The sequence below is a fragment of the Qipengyuania sp. ASV99 genome (assembly GCF_047872805.1).
Lineage (GTDB): Bacteria > Pseudomonadota > Alphaproteobacteria > Sphingomonadales > Sphingomonadaceae > Erythrobacter.
In genome coordinates this window covers 58,445-76,990 of record NZ_JBLQUK010000008.1, presented here as the reverse complement: position 1 = coordinate 76,990, position 18,546 = coordinate 58,445, and the positions used below count along the sequence as shown (strand labels likewise).

Sequence of the window (18,546 nt, the reverse complement as noted above, 5' to 3'; positions counted from 1 at the left end):
AAAGAAGGGATTGTGACCAATCACTAAGACATCGGGTTCCGATGCCAATGGGCTTTATCTGCTGTTTGCCGCAGGCAAGCGGCCTGACAGTGCTGCGATAAGAGAGTTCGTGAGTGGGCAGCGTGCCATAGCAATCTCTCATGACCCAGTAAGCTGCGCCCCAGTGCAACTGGTCGCAGAGCGCGGCGAACAGGTTCGGCAAATTGGCGAAGAAGGGACGGCGACCGATGATCGTGTATGGCTGGAACTGCTGCGCGACGGGTTGATGTTCGATCTGGTTGGACTCGAGCCGGGCAAGGAAGTCGCCCTTCCAATCATTCGGAACCGGTTCGACATTCCCGAAATTCCCATATCATCCGAGTTCGAAGCATTGCAGCTGATCCCTGGGTATCATCTGGCCGGGGGCGAAGGAACATTGCCGGTGGCGAAGGCTTTGATGGCGGTCGCGCGCGATCTCGTCCATCATTTTGACAGCATCGTGGCGATAGTCTGGCCGCCCTCCGAAAGCGTTATCGGGCGTCGCTTCTTTGAATCGGTCATTACCGCCTGGCTCGACGGCGGTCCGTTTCCCGCCCTTGGGCTGACCGCGTTTCGCCAGACCGTCGATGGCGCTTTGCAGAGCGTGGGTCTTGGGTTCTGGATCGATCAGGAATTGCGGATCGAACCACCGCTTTCCGCAGACACGGTGTCTGCCACGAGGCTGGCGGTTCGTTTGATTAACCAACTGGTGTTGGTCGGCGGGACCGAAGGGAGCGAGCGAATCGTTGCACCTGATGGCAACGTTTTGGTCATGCGCCCTTCGCGCAATGGGAAATTCGTAAGAGTTTGGCGCGAATGATCTTATATGCACAAGGGGCGTGTACGAATCTCATTTCCCGAAACCAACCGCTGGTCATCAAACCATGCTGCACGGCGACGGCTAATACCCTTTCGTTCGGTCAATCGCTGCGGCACTCCCGGTTTTGACAAAGGGTTACAACGCCACCACATCTTGCCGCGCCAATTGCTGTCGAAACATTGCTTTGGTCTCATGTTCGAAAAGATCGGGCGGGCTTCGGTCGGGTTTGACGACTTTCGCGCCAATGGTCTGTTGTTGCCAGCCACCGACGAGGCCAGCCTGCGCACTGGAATGCCGCTGCACCGGGGACCGCACCGCCAGTATAACGAACTGGTGCTTGAACGTGTTGGCCGGATCGAAGAGCACTGGTCAGCCACACAGGGTAAGGACACCGAAACCGCAATGCGTGAAGCGCTGGAGCGGCTCACCCTGTTGCAATCTGCGCTCCGCAAACGCTTGCTCAGCGACCGCCGCCGCATGGTGCTCAACCGCAAGGACCCACTCGGCACCGGTTTCGACTTTAGCGAGCTTGATGCCATGGCAGAACTGTTGTGGGAAGCGACGCAGGAACCTATTCCGCCTCCTCCGCCATAGCCCGCCACGCTGTGTAGTTTGAGTTTTCCAGCAACCGGGCCTTGGCTTCATGATATTCGCGCTCCATCCGGGCGACGAGGTCCTCAACGCTGCCCACCGATTTGATCGCACCCACGCCCTGACCTGAGCCCCAGATGTCTTTCCATGCCTTGGCTTTGGTGTTGCCGCCACTGCCGAAGTTCATCTTGGACGGATCGCTGACTGGCAGATTTTCGGGGTCCAGGCCCGCTCTTTCGATCGAGGACCGCAGGTAATTGCCATGCACTCCGGTGAACAGGTTGGTGTAGACGATCCCGCTCGCATCGCCATCCACGATGCCTTGCTTGTAGGCCTGATCCGCGTTTGCCTCTTCGGTGGCGATGAAGGCGCTCCCGGCATAGGCGAAATCAGCGCGCAAGGATTGCGCGGCGAGGATCGAGGCCCCGTGCGCGACCGAGCCAGACAACGCGACCAGCCCGCCAAACCACTCGCGGATTTCCTGCATCAGGGCAAAGGGTGAAAGCGCGCCCGCATGACCACCTGCGCCCGCGGCAACTGGAATCAGCCCGGTTGCGCCCTTTTCGATCGCCTTCATGGCAAAGCGGTTGTTGATCACATCATGCATGGTGATCCCGCCCCAGTTCTTGACCGCCTGAAAGATCTCCTCGCGCGCGCCCAGCGAGGTGATGACCATCGGCACTTGCCATTTTTCGCAAGTGGCCATGTCGGCATCGACGCGGTCGTTGGTGCGGTGGATGATCTGATTGACCGCAAACGGGGCCGCCGGGCGATCAGGGTTCTCCCGATTGTGCTTGGCCAGTTCTTCGGTGATCTGGTGCAGCCATTCTTCGAGCAGCGTCTGCGGCCGCGCGTTCAATGCCGGAAAGCTGCCGATAATCCCCGCCTTGCACTGCGCAATCACCAACTCCGGACCTGAGACGATGAACAGCGGCGATCCGATCAGCGGCAGGCGGAGGCGGTTGAAAGGGGCGGGAAGCGGCATGGAGGACTCCTGAAATGGCATTGGACGCGCGGTAGGTTGCAGAATGCAATCAGGCAAGCACCTGTTCAATGTCGTAGAACCGCGCTGCGTTTCCGGCATAGAGCGCTGACTTCTCTTCCGCGCTCGCACCCGCAGTGATCCGTTTGAAGGCGTTCCACAACACCGGGTAACTCGCGCCCCAGCGATCAACCGGATAGTTGCTTTCGAACATCGCTCTATCGGTGCCGAACGCCTCGATACAGGTTTCGACATAAGGCTTCCAAAGCCGTGCCAGCTCTTCCGAGCCCGCGCCCGCCGCCGGGCCAGCTTCGGGCAGAGCGCAATTGTGCATCGCCAGTCCGCCCAGCTTCACCATCACATTCTCGCACTTCCCCAGTTCCATGATCGCATCGCGCCAGATGGAGAAGCGCTCTTCCAACCTGCCGGCATAGCTTGCGCAACCCAGCGGCGTGCCGCAATGGTCCAGGCAGATCGGCACATCAGGGAAGGCGCGCGCAAGGTCGATCACGTCGGCAATCTGCGGCTCCAGTATCCACGCATCAAAGCTGAGAGCGCGCTTGCCCAGTTCAGCGAAGCCTTCGCGGAAGGTCGCATCGCGATACAGCTGCGGCGGAGCGTGAAAGGGCGGGCCGAGCACCTCCGGGTCTGCATCCCACGCGCCCTGATGGCGGATGCCGCGAAAGCGTGGGCTGGCCGCCATCAGCGCGTCGAGCACTTCGCCCGCCGCGCTCCCCCGCGTCAGGTCTGCATGGCCGACGATCCCGGCGCACAACCGAGTCTTGCCATACAGCCCGCTGGCCGATTGCGCCGCGACGCCGTTGACAAACTCGACTTCGCCCACCGGTTTCAGCGCATCACCATAAGCACCGTTGTAGAACGCGCCGCATTCCATGAAGACGGTGGCAATGACGTTGTGGCCGCTGCTTGCGACCTCTGCGCTGAACTGATCGAAAGTGTAATGCGCCACCGGCACCAGTGTTTCGATGAAGCGGTGCCGCGGGGTAGGGAACATTGGCAGCATGGGGCGCAGGTCCCACAGGTGATGATGCGGATCGATGATCGCCAAGTCCGGCTCAAGGATCGCTTCGGGTTCTAGAATCGCTTCGGTCATTGGTGCCCTTTCCCGCATCCTCTTAAGGTGCGAAGTCCTACAGGATGGAACACATGGAACACAGTCCAAAGGAAGGAAACCCGATTGTGTCACTGTAGGGCGCGAGAGTGTGACTGAAGCGGGTCGAAGCGCGACCTTTTCGTCCGAGGTCTGACTGTTGGCGGTCAAAGTGTGACCGTTGAGAGCTGCAAAGTGACACTTTTCGGCAGGGAAGGTGTCAACATCGCGAGGGGTAATGAAGGGGGAAGTGGCGCGGCTCATCGCTCCGTTCTAGTGGTGCGCGAGTGAGTAGGAAAACGATCGGGAGCCACTCAGCATCAAACGGCTTCGCCGGATAAGGGTAAGCAGAGGCGGCTGTCAGTGTTCGAGATCGAAGGGCCGAGGGTTGACAGGTGGCTGGCGAGCAGACTTCCGAGGTCCGCACCCGGCCAGTCCAATGCCAGCAACAGACGAGACACAGATTTTAAGCGTTAGCAAGGCTCTGCCGGTAACAGTGACACCTTCGTTCTAATTTGCGGGTTTGAGGTCCTCGATAACCTGAGCGTCTACCCAGTAAATATCGACATTCTCATAGGCATCCGATCCGATATTCCGGTTGAAGAAAAGATATTTTCCATCCGGCGTGACGCTGGGACTCGCTTCCCAGGCGTCGGTGTTCACCCTGTCGCCCAGATTGATTGCGTCGCCCCATGTTCCGTCCGACCGCCTGAAACTGATGTAGATATCGGAGTCGCCAAAGCCGCCATCTCTCTTGCTATCCCAGATGATGTAAGACTCATCCGGCGCGATGAAGGGATGGCCATTGTATGTTCCGGAATTGATCGCTTCGCCAAACGGTTTCGGAGCCTCGCGATTGCCGTCTACAAGTCGCGAATAGCGCAGAAGACCATCTCCATCTCTGGTGAACTCGTCGAAAACATAGGTGCCTTGCGATGAGGCCGTGAGGCGCATGATCGGGAAGTTCTCTAATTCCCCTCCAAGCTCTCTTCTTTCCGACCAACCACCCTCGACGCGATCCATGTACCGCTTGCCCAAATGCATGGTTTGACCATCGGGAGAGATGAAGGGTTGCCCCACCCTTGGCGAGATCACAGTCTCTTGCCATTGGTTGTCTTGGTATTTGAAGACAATGAAAGAGGTTTGTTCAGTCCCGCCGTCTTTTAAAAAGTAGAACTCTTTCATATCGGGTGAAAAAGTGCCGCCATATTCCCAATGCTCCGTCGAAACTAGTCCGGGAGCAAATCGCTCGGGCGTCGATCCGGGAGGTATCTGTCCCAGATACTGATCCGGTTTGCTGCTTCTATCGAACAACCATCTGACGGCGCGAACGACGGTCTCGGGAAACGCGGTAGAATGGTTGGAACCCTCAATGATTTCAAGACCCATGAGAGTGATATCCGACCGATCCCTGCGCCGCAGCACTCGCATGAAATGGCCGACTTCTTCCACTTCGCTTTCTTCCAGTTCGCCAAGGGAAACGAAGACATTTACGTTCGCCGTATCCTGGCGAAGGGCGGTTTCCGCTTCGAGTTCATCGATATATTGGAGGCCGCGCTGGCTGAAAGCCGGACTGCCGAGGATATAGTTCTTAAACGTGTCCGGACGTGCCAATAAGGTATAAGCGCCGAACGCGGCGCCCAGCGAATAGCCGAAATATGTATTTTCCCGTGGATCCGTTCGATATGTGCTTTCGACATACGGCATTACTTCATTGCGAATGAAATCCAGGTGATGGCCGGCCTGCCCGGCCTGAAAACGGGCTTGATATTCCGGATTGTCGAACGCCGTTACCGTATAGTCGCGAAACCTGCTCGCATGCGGCCATTCGTCGCCAAAATCCTTTTGATAGGAGATGCCTACCAAGATAACATCAGGCATCAGGAACTCCGTGGCACCAGACAGCATGTCCATGTGCACCACAGCATCGGTTGTGTAGATCACCGGGTATTTGGTGTCCGGGTTGTCCGCATAGTCTTCGGGCAGTTTGATATAGAGTTCATATTGCCGGTCGGCACCGCTGTCCTGAATGGGAACGACCTCCGTTCGCGGCATCTCATAGGGCTGTGGCTCGCTTGCCTGCACGCTGGAAACAGGCAGGATAAGCATCAAACTGAAGAGCGCGGTTCTCATGATAATTTCCCCTCCACGACGTCTTGATTGCGTGCTTCCGAATTGATTGCGTGTTTCCAAACTTATTCGATTCAAAAATCGATAAGGTTACAGCGCTGTCCGACAAACGCCCGTAATCGATGTCTGCGTTTGGCACGTAATCGTCGGCGAATGCATACCCAAGCATCTGCTGACCACCCGTCAGAAGATCTTCGCCCCCTCAGGCCCCCACCGCCGAATTCGCCGCGCTCAGCACGGCGCGGACGCTGGCTGTGGCGATGTCTTCGTCGATGCCGCAGCCCCAAATTACGCGGCCACCGGATTCGCATAAAAGATAGGCAGCGGCGCGCGCGTCGCGGCCCGATCCCAATGCGTGTTCGGAATAGTCGAGCACTTTCAGATCAAGCTCGAATGCGTCCTCCAGAGTGCTCACGACGCTGGAGATCAATCCGTTGCCGCGCCCCGATACGCTTTGTTCGCTGCCGCCAACCGCGATTTTGCCTGCGAAAATCCTTGTCCCGTCTTGGCCCCGGCTTTCCTCGTAATCGACCAGTTGGAAATGTTTCGGATGGGTCTGAACGTGATAGGCCTTGCGGAACGCATCCCAGATGTCGCTCGCGCCCAGTTCGCGCCCGAGTTCATCGGCCAGATGCTGCACATGGCGCGAGAAGTCGGCCTGCATCGCCTTGGGCAGTTTGAGCCCCTGATCCTGTTCCAGCACCCAGGCGAACCCGCCTTTACCGCTTTGCGAATTGACGCGGATCACGGCTTCGTAATTGCGACCCAGATCGGCGGGATCAATCGGCAGATAGGGAACGCGCCAGCCATCGTCATTTTGCTGAGCGCGCGCCTCAAAACCTTTCTTGATCGCGTCCTGATGGCTGCCGGAAAAGGCAGTGTAGACCAACTCGCCGCCGTAAGGATGGCGTTGGTGCACGGGCAATCCGTTGCAATATTCGACCGTCTCGATCACCCGGTCGATATCGGAGAAATCGAGGCCGGGATCAACGCCTTGGGTGTAGAGGTTGAGGCCCATGGTCACCAGACAGCAATTGCCGGTGCGTTCGCCATTGCCGAACAGGCAGCCTTCTACCCGGTCCGCGCCCGCCATCAGCCCCAGTTCCGCCGCCGCGACCCCGGTGCCGCGATCATTGTGGGTGTGCAGCGAGATGACCGCGCTGTCACGGTTTGGCAGGTTGCGGCAGAAATATTCGATCTGATCAGCGTAGATATTGGGGGTTGCCGCCTCCACCGTGGCGGGCAGATTGAGGATGATCGGGCGTTCGGGCGAGGGAGCCAGCACTTCCATCACCGCTTCGCAAACCGCGATGCTGAAATCGAGTTCGGCGGTGGAGAATGTCTCGGGCGAATATTGGAAATACCAGTCGGTAGCGGGCTGCCTTGCTGCTTCGTCGCGCATCACCTTGGCCCCGGCGACGGCGATGTCGCGCACTTCATCTTTGCTCATGCGGAACACGATGTCGCGCCACGCCGGGCTGACCGCGTTGTAGAGGTGGACAATGGCAGTGCGCGCGCCGGAGAGGCTGGCGAAGCTGGTGCGGATCAGATCCTCCCGGCTCTGGGTCAGGACCTGCACGATCACGTCATCGGGCACCGCGCCGGATTGGACTAGCCCGGAGATGAAATCAAACTCGGTCGCACCCGCACTGGGAAAGCCGATTTCGATTTCCTTCACGCCAATATCCACCAGCAGATCGAAGAACCGGCGTTTCTTCACCGCATCCATCGGGTCGATGATTGACTGGTTGCCGTCGCGCAGATCGGTCGAAAGCCAGCGCGGAGCGCGGTCGATCACGCGGCTTGGCCATTGGCGGTCGGGCAGATTGATCGGGGGAAAGGCGCGATATTTGGCCGAAGGGTTCTTTAACATGGGGAAAAGGTGGACTTTCTGCAAAACGTCTGAGGCTGATCGGCGGTTGAACCCTTGAACGGTGGGACGCGCCGATACTTTACGCGCGCAGACCTATCCCGCCCAAGGGCGCGTAAGTCGCAGGGAAAGCGTAAGGCCGAAAGTCATCGCAGCGTTCTATCCTGAAAAATTGTGTGAGCGCAAGCGAAGGCAACGGCAAATTCACAATCGGCACTGGTTTTTGCGCGGTGTAACCATTCATGGATCGCGGGCGAAAAGGTTGCGTCGACGGCATTCAGGTCGCCGCCGAATACGAGTTTATGTCTCAGGAGGATTATTCCATGAAGAAATCGATTTTTGCTCTCGCCCTGATGGCCAGCGTTGCCGCCTGCGGCGCACCGGTGACTGATGCCGCACCTGCTGGCGATGTTGCCAGCACCGAAACCGCGACCCCGGCGTTGTTCGCGGACCTTGGCGGTGAACCCACCGGCCCGGTCTATCGCAAGGCCAAGGCAGACACTCTGGCGGTCTCCGGATTTGACGTCGTCAGCTATTTCACCGGCGAAGGCGTCCCGGTTGAGGGCAGCGAAGAGTTCACCGTGCGTTACGAGGGCTATGACTATCGCTTTGCCAACGAAGACAACGCCAAGACCTTTATCGAAGACCCGGCCAAATATGCGCCCGCTTACGGCGGCTATTGCGCATGGGCAATCGGCGCGAATGACGGGTTGGCGCCCGGCGATCCGCAGATTTACAAGATCGTCGACGGCAAATTGTATCTCAATTTCAGCGAAGACGTAGCGACCCGTTGGAACAAGGACGTGCCCGGCTTTATTGCCAAGGGTGACGCAAACTACCCCGGTCACTCAGCCGACGAGCATTATCAGGACTGATATTCGCGCCATCAAATGCCCCCGCTGCTCCCCCGAGCGGCGGGGGCTTTCATGTCTGCCTATCCGCAGCGCGCATCGCGGATGATGCCCTGCGGGTCGAGCATCAGGTTAAGACGCGGATTGGTCGGGTCAGGGCGGATATATTCGCTGCCCGGCAGGATAAAGCGCACATCGCTTGCGCCGGTGGCGGCAATCACGATTGCTGCGCGGGTCGCGTCATCGGCGACCTTTCCGATATAAGGACCCATGACATTGGCACCGCAGGTCGCGCTTTCGGGATCGGTGGCAGTGCCGGGGGAATACGCGCCCTCTGCGGCGTTTTCACGCGGCGGCATGACGGTCGGCGTCTGGTTGCCGGTAGGGGCAGCAGGGTTCGCTCCGTTGATCCGCGCGGCAAAATCATCGGTCTCGCTGGTGGCGTCGGCGTCTTCGGCCCCGCTGCAAGCGGCAAGCGCGAGCAGCGCGGAAGCGGAAATGAGGATCGAAAATCTTTTCATGACTGGTCCAACTAACAGGAAATCGCTGCAGCGCTAAGGCGCCATTTGGGTTGCAATATTATGACACCCGTCGTCGCCTCACCCCTTCCGGGTCTTGCAATCGCTATGCAAGCGATTGGTTGCGTGATCGAAGCCTGTCCTGTGTCAATTGATCCACGCTGGTCACACCCATCAGCCGCATCGCGCGCTCGATCTCATCCTTGAGGATGCCAAGCGCGCGCTCGACGCCGTCCTGACCCGCTGCTGCCAGCGCATAAAGATACATCCGCCCGCCCGAAGCCGCCGTGGCCCCTCTGCACAGCGCCTTCAGCGCATGGGTGCCTCGCCGCACGCCGCCATCGCAGATGATCTCGATCTCGCCGCCGACTGCATCGACGATCTCGGGCAATTGGTCGAAGGGCGCGCGGCTGCCGTCCAATTGCCGTCCGCCATGGTTGGAGAGCATGATCGCGTCGGCCCCCATATCGACCGCGCGGCGCGCGTCGCCGGCGCTCATCACCCCTTTCAGCACAAAGGTTCCCCCCCATTGCTGACGGATCGCTGCCGCCGTGTCCCAGTCCATCGAAGTGTCGAGCATGGTGTTGAAATATTCCGCAATGCTCACCGCCCTTTGCGATCCTTCGCTGACATGGGTGTCGAGATTGGGGAGACGAAATTTCTCACGGAGCAGGTAATTGAGCGTCCAGTGCGGCCGCGTGGCGTAGCTCAACACGCTGGCCGGGGTGAAACGCGGCGGGGTGGTAAAACCGCTGCGCAAACACCGTTCGCGCTTGCCCGAAACGATAGTGTCCACTGTCAGCGCCAGAGCATCGAAGCGCGCGGCCTGACAGCGTTCGATCATGTGGGTGTTAAGCCCCCTGTCCTTGTGGACGTAAAGCTGGAACAGCTTCGGACCGCTGGTCAGCGCAGCCACTTCCTCGATACTGCGCGTCGCCAAGCTGGAAATTCCGAACCACAGCCCGAATTTCTCCGCGGCCTTGGCGACGGCGGTCTCGCCCTGCCAGTGGAACGCGCGCTGCACGGCAGTGGGGGACAGCATCAGCGGCAAGACGGACCTGCGCCCAAGGATCATGCAGGACGTGTCAATAGCCTCCACCCCGGCGAGCACATCGGGGACCAGATCGACCGAGTTAAAGGCATCGGTGTTGCGTGCCTTGGTCAGTTCGTCATCCGCCGCCCCGTCGATATAATCGAACACGGGGAAGGGCAGGCGCGCCTTCGCTAGCGCGCGGAAATCGTCGATGTTGTGGCAGTCGTTTAGCCGCATTTGATCCGTTTCCTTTGCGCCTCCGGCTCTGGCTGATTGCGCCAATTGTGTCGAGTGCGCGCGAAATGGAAAGCCTTTCAAAAATTGCTCGAAAATTTTTTTGCGAGGGCTGTCACCAAACTTGGGCGTCAGGCGAATTGTATGATGTGCGCGGCCATTCGGCGGCTCTCGGGACAGTCGCAGCCAGTCCCCCCTATAGTCTGGCACCTTGCGGCTAACCCCTGACCCCCCGTTCCGAAAGTCTGCCGGATGGTCGCTGCACGACCCCGTGAGCCGCTTGGCAAACATCCGATGGAGAAACCCGTTGCACCACAGATATTCTCCATAATCGCGGCCACCTCAGCTTGCGCGCCCGCTGCCTGACGGGTGCGTGCTTTGGGCGTGGTCGGCGGACGTTCCTCCTAGTGCCGCCGGTCACGTCCATTTTTCCCGGATAGTCGGCGGCCTGTTTGGCTATCCGGTTCAGGCGCAATCAGGGTCGCAGCTCCGCGAGCGAATGCCGAAAAGGCATCGCCCCGAAGGTCGCAAATTTGCCCGCGCAAGAGAGGAACCTTGCGCGGGCAAACATTTCTCAGCAATTCGGAGTTGGGCCGGAAAAGCGTGACCGAAGCTGTTCTATCGTATAGACGCGCGCAACATTATCGCCGGTGCAGGGGCGATAACCGGGATCCTGTTTCAAACATCCCGGCCCGCAGACCTGCCGTGCAACGGCATGTCTGTGATCGATATGCCACAGCCGCCCACCGGGTGTGGAAACATAGCCGTCTATCCCGCTCGCTACGTCGCTTTCAATATCGATCAGCGAGGGGACCTCGCCGTCATATCGCACCGAATGTTTGCCATGGGTGTGAAAGCTGGCGACCGGAACCATGCCGGGTTCATCGAAATAGGAAATGTCGCAGCTCGCAACGTCGCCATCGGTCGGGCGCGAGACTCCCAATTTCTCATCGCTGGTTTCAAAGATAATCCCGCACAATTCGCGGTCGCTGGCAAAGCTTTCGGCTTGCAGCGCGTCAAGCTGCTGCCGGGCATAGGCTTCGACCTGCGATTGCGGCAAGGTCGGTTGCAGCGCGTCAGTGCCTTTGACATTCATATAAGCGCGCGCAACGATCACGACAAACGCGATTGCGCAGATCGCGTAGAGGATGCGGGTGGAGCGACCTTCGAACATCGCTCCACCCGTGCCTTCAGTTCTTCGACTTGTCGACCAGCTTGTTGGCGCTGATCCACGGCATCATCGCGCGCAGTTCTGCGCCGGTTTTCTCGATCGGATGCGCCTCTGCGGCCTTGCGCGCGGCCTTCAATTCGGGTTGGCCTGCCCGGTTGTCTAGCACGAAGTTCTTCACGAAACGGCCCGATTGGATGTCGGCCAGAACGCGCTTCATCTCGGCCTTGGTTTCATCGGTGATGATGCGCGGGCCGGTGGTGATGTCGCCATATTCGGCGGTGTTGCTGATCGAATAGCGCATGTTGGCGATGCCGCCTTCATACAGCAGATCGACGATCAGTTTGGTTTCGTGGAGGCATTCGAAATAGGCCATTTCGGGCGCGTAACCGGCTTCGGTCAGGGTTTCGAACCCGGCTTGAATCAGATGGGTGATCCCGCCGCACAGCACCGCCTGTTCGCCAAACAGATCGGTTTCGCATTCCTCGCGGAAATTGGTTTCGATGATTCCGCTGCGACCGCCGCCGACGGCGCTGGCATAGGCGAGGGCAACGTCATGTGCGGCGCCGCTGGCGTCCTGATGGATCGCGATCAGGCAGGGCACGCCGCCGCCTTTCACATATTCGCTGCGTACAGTGTGGCCGGGGCCCTTGGGCGCGATCATGATAACATCAATGTCAGCGGGCGGTTCAATCAGCCCGAAATGCACGTTAAGCCCGTGCGCAAAAGCCAGCGCGCTGCCGGGCTTCATGTGTCCGGCAAGGTCATTTTCCCAGATGCCCGCCTGATGCTCGTCAGGGGCAAGCACCATCAGCACATCGGCCCATTTGGCCGCTTCGGTGTTGGACAGCACCTTGAAGCCGGCGCCTTCCGCCTTTTTCGCGGTGGCAGAGCCTTCGCGCAGCGCGATGGCGACCTCGGCGACGCCGCTGTCGCGCAAATTCTGGGCGTGCGCGTGGCCTTGGCTGCCATAGCCGAGAACGGCGATCTTCTTCGATTTGATCAGGCCGAGATCAGCATCGGCATCGTAATAAACTTTCATTTTAGCCCTCTTCGTCATCCCGGCCAAAGCTGGGATCTCGTGCCTCCTTGTCGCACGCAATTGCCGGAGACCCCAGCATCCGCTGGGGTGACGATGAAAAACTATGCCCCTTGAACGCCGCGCATCATTCCAACGACGCCGGATCGACCAACCGAAACCAGCCCAAGCTCGCGCATCAAAGCGATGAAGCTGTCGATCTTGTCAGGTGATCCGGTCAGTTCAAAGACGAAACTCTGTGTCGTGGTATCGACCACCTTGGCGCGGAACAATTCCGCAATCCGCAGGGCCTCCACCCGAGCCTCGCCGCGCCCGGCGACTTTGATCAGCGCCAGCTCGCGTTCGACATGCGGGCCAGCGGCGGTGAGATCGGTGACCTTGTGCACCGGCACCAGCCGTTCCAGTTGTGCCTCGATCTGGTCGATCACCTGCGGCGGGCCATTGGTGACGATGGTGATCCGGCTGACGGCATGGTCCTCCGAAATGTCGGCCACGGTCAGGCTGTCGATGTTGTAGCCGCGCGCGGTGAACAGGCCGGTGATTTTGGCGAGGATGCCCGGCTCATTGTCGACTGTGACGGTAAGGACGTGCCGTTCGCTTTCGGCGCTCTTGATCTTCATGGTTCAGGTGTTCCTTGCGCCGCTGTCTTACACCAGCGCCTTGGCTTCGTCGTCCATCGTCCCGGCGTGCTGATCGCCATACAGCAGCATTTCGGTATGCGCCGCTCCGCTGGGGATCATTGGCAGGCAATTGGCGTCCTTGGCAACGCAGCAATCGACCATCACCGGGCCATCGTGATCGATCATCTGCTGGATTCCCGAATCCAAATCTTCCTCGCGTTCAATCCTGATCCCTTTCCATCCATAAGCCTCGGCGAGGCGGACGAAATCGGGCAGGCTGTCGGAATAGCTGTTGGAGTAACGGCTTTCATAAGTCAGTTCCTGCCATTGGCGGACCATGCCCATATATTCATTGTTGAGGATGAAGACCTTGACCGGCAGGCGGTATTGGCTGGCGGTGCCGAGTTCCTGAATGTTCATCTGGATGCTGGCTTCGCCCGCAATGTCGATCACCATTGCATCCGGGTGGCCCAATTGCGCGCCGATGGCGGCGGGCAGGCCGTAACCCATCGTGCCCAGCCCGCCGCTGGTGAGCCATTTGTTGGGGTCTTCAAACCCGAAATATTGCGCCGCCCACATCTGGTGCTGGCCAACCTCGGTGGTGATGATGGGCGAGCGGTCGCGGGTCAGAGCATAGAGCCGCTCAACCGCCTTCTGCGGCATGATGGCGCTCGGGTCCTTCTTTGATCGTTCGGGATATGCCAGACATTCGCGCGCGCGCCAGCCCGCGATCCGCGCCTTCCATTCGCCCATATCCTGCGCTTTGCGGCTGCCCCATGCGGCGATCAGCTGTTCCAGCACGGTGGCGCAATCGCCGACAATGCCAAGCTCCACAGGCACGTTCTTGTTGATCGAGCTGCGGTCGATGTCGATGTGGATTTTCTTCGATTCTGGGCTGAAGGCATCGAGCCTGCCGGTCACCCGGTCATCAAACCGCGCGCCGATGCAGACCATCACATCGGCCATGTTCATCGCCATATTGGCTTCGTATGTGCCGTGCATCCCCAGCATCCCCAACCAATCGGGGTGCGAGCAGGGAAACGCGCCGAGGCCCATAAGGGTCGAGGTCACGGGCGCGCCGGTCAGATCCTGAAACGCGCGCAAAAGGCGGCTTGCCTCCGGCCCGGAATTGATCACCCCGCCGCCAGTGTAGAGGATCGGGCGCTCGGCCTGCGCGATCATCTCCACTGCTTCCGCGATCTGTTCGGCGGGTGCGACCATCTGCGGGGCATAGCGATGCGATCCGGGCGCGACATAGGATCGGCTTTGCGAAGGCACAGCGATCTGCACGTCCTTGGGAATGTCGATCACCACAGGGCCGGGGCGGCCAGTGGTGGCGATCCGGAACGCCTCCTGCACGGTCGCAACCAGATCGGCGGGGTCTTTGACGAGGTAATTGTGCTTTGTGCAGTGACGGGTGATCCCGACCGTATCGGCCTCCTGGAACGCATCGGTGCCGATCAGCGCGGTCGGCACCTGGCCGGTGATGACCACCAGCGGGATCGAATCGAGAAACGCATCGGCAATCCCTGTCACCGCATTGGTCGCGCCCGGACCCGAGGTCACCAGCACCACGCCCGGTTTGCCGGTGGAGCGCGCATAACCCTCGGCGGCGTGTGCCGCGCCCGCTTCGTGGCGCACAAGGATGTGGCGGATGCGTTCTTCACCGAACAGCTCATCGTAAATGGGCAGCACCGCGCCGCCGGGATAGCCGAAGACATATTCGACTCCCTGCTCGACCAGACATTCCATCAACAAGGCGGCCCCAGAGCGCTTCGCCACTTTACTCTCCCACTTATGAAAACGGCCCGAAGCGGAAGTTCGCATCGGGCCGGTCCGGAAATTCAATTTGAAAAATCCCGAGTCAGCCCGTTTCCCGTACAAGAATGACAATGAGCATGATCGTGGTAACCTTCGCCTTCGTTTCGAACCCGGTTCATACCGGTGTTTTGCAAGCGAGCCAAGCGATCCGAAGGGCTCGTCTGGACACCCGCTAGATGGCAGAATCTATCGCGTCAACTGTTAATCTTGTAATAATGATGCGAAAAGGGTTGTTACTTCGATATTTTGCGTTTCAACGCGCGGCCAATCGGACGGTGACTGGTTGAGCAGCCAAGTGAATTGGCGCTTGGCATATTGGCGGGTCGCCTGCGCGCCTGCGGCGATGACGGCTTCCTTGCTGCTTTCACCGCGCAGCAGGGCAGCGATTTCGGCGACTCCGATGGCGCGCATGACGGGGAGGTCAGCGGGCAGCGCGCGCGCGAGCAGGGCTTCGACTTCTTCGACCGCACCCGCGTCCAGCATCTGGGCGAAGCGCAAATCGCAGCGGTCATAGACCCATTGGCGTTCGGGCATCAGAACCACCGGGTGCAGCGTCACCTCCTCACCAATTCCGCCGGTCTTGGCCTGCTGCCAATCGCCCAGCGTTACCCCGGTCGACCGTTTCACCTCCAGCGCGCGGGCGATCCGCTGTGTGTCGCCCGGCTCCAGTTCGGCGGCGCGCAGCGGGTCTTCGATCATCAGCGCGGCATAGGCAGTCTGCGCAGTCATGGAGCGCACCACTTCGCGCACTTCGGGATCGATGGCCGGGATCGGCGCAATCCCTTCTATCAGCACCTTGAGATAAAGCCCCGTGCCGCCCACCAGAATCGGCACCGCGTCATTTGCATGGCAATCGGCAATCTCGGCCTTGGCGCGCGCAGCCCAGTCGGCGGCCGAGCAGGCGTGCGCGCCGTCCCATGTCCCGAACAGGCGGTGTTCGATCCCGCCCAATTCATCATGGGTCGGCCGGGCGGAGAGCACGTGCAGATCGGCATAGACCTGCGCGCTGTCGGCATTGATGACGATCCCGGTCCGCCCGCGGTCCGCCAATGCCTGCGCCAGCTTTACCGCAATCGCGCTCTTGCCGCTGGCGGTCGGCCCTGCAATGAGCGCGAGCGGATTGCTTTGTGGAGTTTTGCCTGTGTCCATCGCGCGTCTGATAGCAGACAAAGAACAGTTTGATAGCGTCGCTGATGCCTTTGGCGAAAGCTTGATGCGCGTCGGCGTGGGGCCTCACACTGTTGACCTGATCGACGAATCGTCAGGGCTGTACGAAGTGCGCGCTGTCGCCGGTAGCTGCGCCGCCTTGGTGACAGCATGTGACGTGTTCTTCGTCGATGCCGATTTGCTTGTTTCCGAACACCCCCCCGAAATTCCCCTCCTGTTCGTCTCCGACATGGATTCCACCATGATCGGGCAGGAATGCATCGACGAACTGGCCGATTATGCCGGGATCAAGGGCAAGATTGCGGGGATCACCGAACGCGCGATGCTTGGCGAGCTCGATTTCCAAAGCGCGCTGACACAGCGCGTCGCGCTGCTTGGCGGTTTGGAGGAATCGGCGATAGGGCGCTGTTTGACCGAACGGATCATCCCGACACCCGGCGCCAAGGTGCTGAGCGAGACATTGAAGGCGCACGGTTGTCGCAACGTGTTGGTGACGGGCGGATTTCACCATTTTGCCGATCCGGTGGCAGAAAGGCTGGGGTTTGACCGAGTGGTGGGCAACCGGCTTGGCGTTGCAAAAGGCAGGCTGACGGGCGCGCTCGAAGGGCCGATCAGCGATGCCAGCACGAAACTGGCCGTGCTGCGCGAGGAAGCGTTGAAGCTGGGCGAGGGCGCTGCTTTGCTCGCCACCGGTGACGGAGCCAACGACATCCCGATGATCGAGGCCGCGACTTACGGCTTTGCCTATCGGGCGAAGCCCAAGGCGAGGTCCGCCGCGAATGGCCGGATCAATGGCGGCGATCTCACCGTGATCCTGACACTGCTGGGTATTCCGCGCGCTGACTGGGTTGGAGCGTGAGAAAGTTGCGACGAGTTGACAATAATAGGTTTTGATTTCGAACCTGATTCTGCTATTTACACAAATGTAAGTAAGCGATGCTAGCGCGCCGCCAACCCCGATAGAAGTTGCAAGGAGGCTTGTCCCCAAATGTCATCCGCCGCCGATTATGCCGACCAGTTCGCTGCCGATGGGACCGTGCTGCGTCACCCTGACCGCCCGACACCCCGCTATTCGCTGCCCCGTGCGATCAGGAATTTTCAGCTGTTGATGAAGGATAAGGAAGACACCAGCCTCGTCTTCAAGATTTACGAATCGCTTCCTTCGAAGAACTTCATACCCCGCGTTCAGGCGCTGGCGCTGTCGGATCACGGCGAAATGCTCCGACGGACCGAGCCGAGCCTGCCCGAAATTCTCGACGATCACGCCGCGCTGCGCCAGACGCCCAAGGGCAGCCTTGGTCATGCCTATTGCGATTTCATGGAAGCCGAGGGTCTGTCTGCCGCCGGTCTGGTTGCCGAAGCGGACAAGCTTGGTCGTCCCAAGTATAACGATCTGGTGCAGTGGTTTGCCGAACGTTCGCGCGACACGCATGATCTGTTTCATGTGCTGACCGGCTATGGCCGCGATGCGCTGGGCGAACAATGCGTGCTGCTGTTTACCCACGGCCAATCGCCGACCCACGGCCATCTGCTGATTGGCTATGCCGGTGCGCTCAATATCAAGCTTCAGGTCAAGGGCAGCAAGGCCCCCGTCATGGGCGCGGTCAATCAGGCCAAACGCACCGGCAAGGGTGCGCCGCGCCTGATCGAACAGCCAATCCGCGAATTGCTGAAACAGCCGGTCGATAGTGTGCGCAGCGCGCTTAACATCCCCGAACCGAGCGTCTATCGCGAATGTCACCGGGTCTGGCGCAGCGAAGGCATCGACCCTTACAATATGCTCGCGGGCGAAAGCGAGAACGGCGAACCGCTCGCTGTGTAAACCGTGTCAGAGCCAGCTTGAAATCTGGCTCAGCGGTTTCTTTTTGAGCGCATGAGCGGGGACGGTTGCGTCCGCGCTTGGCCTGCCGACCACCACGATCATCAGCGGCTTTTCCCATTCCGGGCGACCGCACGCCTCGCGCAGGAAACCCATAGGCGAGGGCGTGTGCGTCAGCGTCGCCAGCCCAGCTTCGTGCAGGGTCGCAATCATCAATCCGCAGGCGATCCCGACGCTTTCGTTGACGTAGTAATTCTGCGTCTTGCCGTCTTCTTCTATGCCGCCCTTGCGCTGGGCAAATACGACGATGAGGTAGGGCGCGGTTTCAAGGAACGGCTTGTCCGCATCGGTGCCAAGCTCGCTTAGGGCATTTAACCATTCATCGCTCGCCTTGGGATTATCTCCGTCCTCGCCATAGAATCGGCGTTCTTCAGCCTCGGCAGCTAGACGAATGGCGCGCTTTATCTCTGGCGATTCGACAACGGCAAAATGCCATGGCTGATGGTTGGCGCCGTTGGGCGCGGTTCCGGCGGCTTCGATCGCGGCCTCGATCACTTCGCGCGGGACAGGCGCATCGGAGAAGTAGCGGCACGTCCGACGTTGCTTCAACCGATCCCGCAGCAAACGGGCGCGCGCCACGCTTTCGGCATCGGGCAGCGGCTCAATCGAATAGGGAAGGGTGTCGTGGTTACGCATGTCCAACGCTATGGCAGAACGCGTTAGGATTGAAAATATTACGTTACGGTCACAGCGC

At 59.7% G+C, this 18,546-nt stretch carries 17 protein-coding genes; 5 read left to right on the top strand and 12 right to left on the bottom strand.

Annotated elements, in window-relative coordinates; translation table 11 throughout:
* Nucleotides 1–163: 163 nt before the first annotated feature.
* Nucleotides 164–838, top strand: coding sequence for a hypothetical protein (locus ACM64M_RS10505; protein ID WP_416228641.1), 675 nt, complete (start codon nt 164–166; stop codon nt 836–838).
* Nucleotides 839–844: 6 nt separating this feature from the next.
* Entirely contained in the window at nt 845–1,432 is a 588-nt protein-coding gene (locus ACM64M_RS10500; RefSeq protein ID WP_416228640.1) for an AHH domain-containing protein, read from the top strand.
* Here the strand turns inward: ACM64M_RS10500 and ACM64M_RS10495 are convergent.
* The 4 genes from ACM64M_RS10495 to leuA all read right to left on the bottom strand — a co-directional run bounded on the left by ACM64M_RS10495 (nt 1,410) and on the right by leuA (nt 7,525).
* A complete protein-coding gene (locus ACM64M_RS10495) occupies nt 1,410–2,414 on the bottom strand; it encodes an NAD(P)H-dependent flavin oxidoreductase (RefSeq protein WP_416228639.1) in 1,005 nt (334 codons plus the stop codon). The two genes, ACM64M_RS10500 and ACM64M_RS10495, sit on opposite strands and share 23 nt — an antisense overlap.
* 49 nt (nt 2,415–2,463) lie before the next feature.
* The gene (locus ACM64M_RS10490) at nt 2,464–3,525 is read right to left on the bottom strand and encodes an amidohydrolase family protein (RefSeq protein WP_416228638.1); all 1,062 of its coding nucleotides are present in this window, start codon (nt 3,523–3,525) and stop codon (nt 2,464–2,466) included.
* Nucleotides 3,526–4,032: 507 nt separating this feature from the next.
* Nucleotides 4,033–5,655, bottom strand: a complete 1,623-nt coding sequence (locus tag ACM64M_RS10485) for an alpha/beta hydrolase-fold protein (RefSeq protein ID WP_416228637.1) — start codon at nt 5,653–5,655, stop codon at nt 4,033–4,035.
* A gap of 199 nt (nt 5,656–5,854) precedes the next feature.
* Nucleotides 5,855–7,525: a 2-isopropylmalate synthase gene (gene leuA / locus ACM64M_RS10480; protein WP_416228636.1), complete on the bottom strand. Its 1,671-nt coding sequence runs from the start codon at nt 7,523–7,525 to the stop codon at nt 5,855–5,857.
* A 320-nt stretch (nt 7,526–7,845) separates the two neighbouring features.
* Here leuA and ACM64M_RS10475 point away from each other — a divergent pair, with 320 nt between their 5' ends.
* Nucleotides 7,846–8,397: a YHS domain-containing (seleno)protein gene (locus ACM64M_RS10475; RefSeq protein WP_416228635.1), complete on the top strand. Its 552-nt coding sequence runs from the start codon at nt 7,846–7,848 to the stop codon at nt 8,395–8,397.
* Between the two features lie 59 nt (nt 8,398–8,456).
* Here the strand turns inward: ACM64M_RS10475 and ACM64M_RS10470 are convergent, their stop codons facing one another.
* From ACM64M_RS10470 to miaA, 7 genes are all read right to left on the bottom strand, one after another.
* On the bottom strand, nt 8,457–8,894 hold the full coding sequence (locus tag ACM64M_RS10470) for a hypothetical protein (RefSeq protein ID WP_416228634.1): 438 nt from the start codon (nt 8,892–8,894) through the stop codon (nt 8,457–8,459).
* Nucleotides 8,895–8,997: 103 nt separating this feature from the next.
* Nucleotides 8,998–10,161, bottom strand: a complete 1,164-nt coding sequence (locus ACM64M_RS10465) for an alpha-hydroxy acid oxidase (protein WP_416228633.1) — start codon at nt 10,159–10,161, stop codon at nt 8,998–9,000.
* A 571-nt stretch (nt 10,162–10,732) separates the two neighbouring features.
* Nucleotides 10,733–11,332 (bottom strand): DUF4329 domain-containing protein, encoded by a 600-nt coding sequence (locus ACM64M_RS10460; protein WP_416228632.1) that lies wholly within the window; start codon nt 11,330–11,332, stop codon nt 10,733–10,735.
* 16 nt (nt 11,333–11,348) lie between these two features.
* On the bottom strand, nt 11,349–12,368 hold the full coding sequence (ilvC, locus tag ACM64M_RS10455; RefSeq protein ID WP_416228631.1) for a ketol-acid reductoisomerase: 1,020 nt from the start codon (nt 12,366–12,368) through the stop codon (nt 11,349–11,351).
* 101 nt (nt 12,369–12,469) lie between these two features.
* The gene (gene ilvN / locus ACM64M_RS10450; protein WP_416228630.1) at nt 12,470–12,985 is read right to left on the bottom strand and encodes an acetolactate synthase small subunit; all 516 of its coding nucleotides are present in this window, start codon (nt 12,983–12,985) and stop codon (nt 12,470–12,472) included.
* Between the two features lie 27 nt (nt 12,986–13,012).
* Nucleotides 13,013–14,737, bottom strand: a complete 1,725-nt coding sequence (ilvB, locus tag ACM64M_RS10445) for a biosynthetic-type acetolactate synthase large subunit (RefSeq protein ID WP_416228699.1) — start codon at nt 14,735–14,737, stop codon at nt 13,013–13,015.
* 270 nt (nt 14,738–15,007) lie between these two features.
* Entirely contained in the window at nt 15,008–15,955 is a 948-nt protein-coding gene (gene miaA, locus ACM64M_RS10440) for a tRNA (adenosine(37)-N6)-dimethylallyltransferase MiaA (RefSeq protein ID WP_416228629.1), read from the bottom strand.
* Here miaA and serB point away from each other — a divergent pair.
* Entirely contained in the window at nt 15,948–16,832 is an 885-nt protein-coding gene (gene serB / locus ACM64M_RS10435) for a phosphoserine phosphatase SerB (protein ID WP_416228628.1), read from the top strand. The two genes, miaA and serB, sit on opposite strands and share 8 nt — an antisense overlap.
* 129 nt (nt 16,833–16,961) lie before the next feature.
* A complete protein-coding gene (locus tag ACM64M_RS10430; RefSeq protein ID WP_416228627.1) occupies nt 16,962–17,795 on the top strand; it encodes a Coq4 family protein in 834 nt (277 codons plus the stop codon).
* A 6-nt stretch (nt 17,796–17,801) separates the two neighbouring features.
* On the opposite strand, the gene ACM64M_RS10425 is transcribed toward ACM64M_RS10430, so the two are convergent.
* Complete coding sequence (locus ACM64M_RS10425; protein WP_416228626.1) at nt 17,802–18,488, bottom strand: nitroreductase family protein; 687 nt, start codon at nt 18,486–18,488, stop codon at nt 17,802–17,804.
* Nucleotides 18,489–18,546 lie beyond the last annotated feature (58 nt).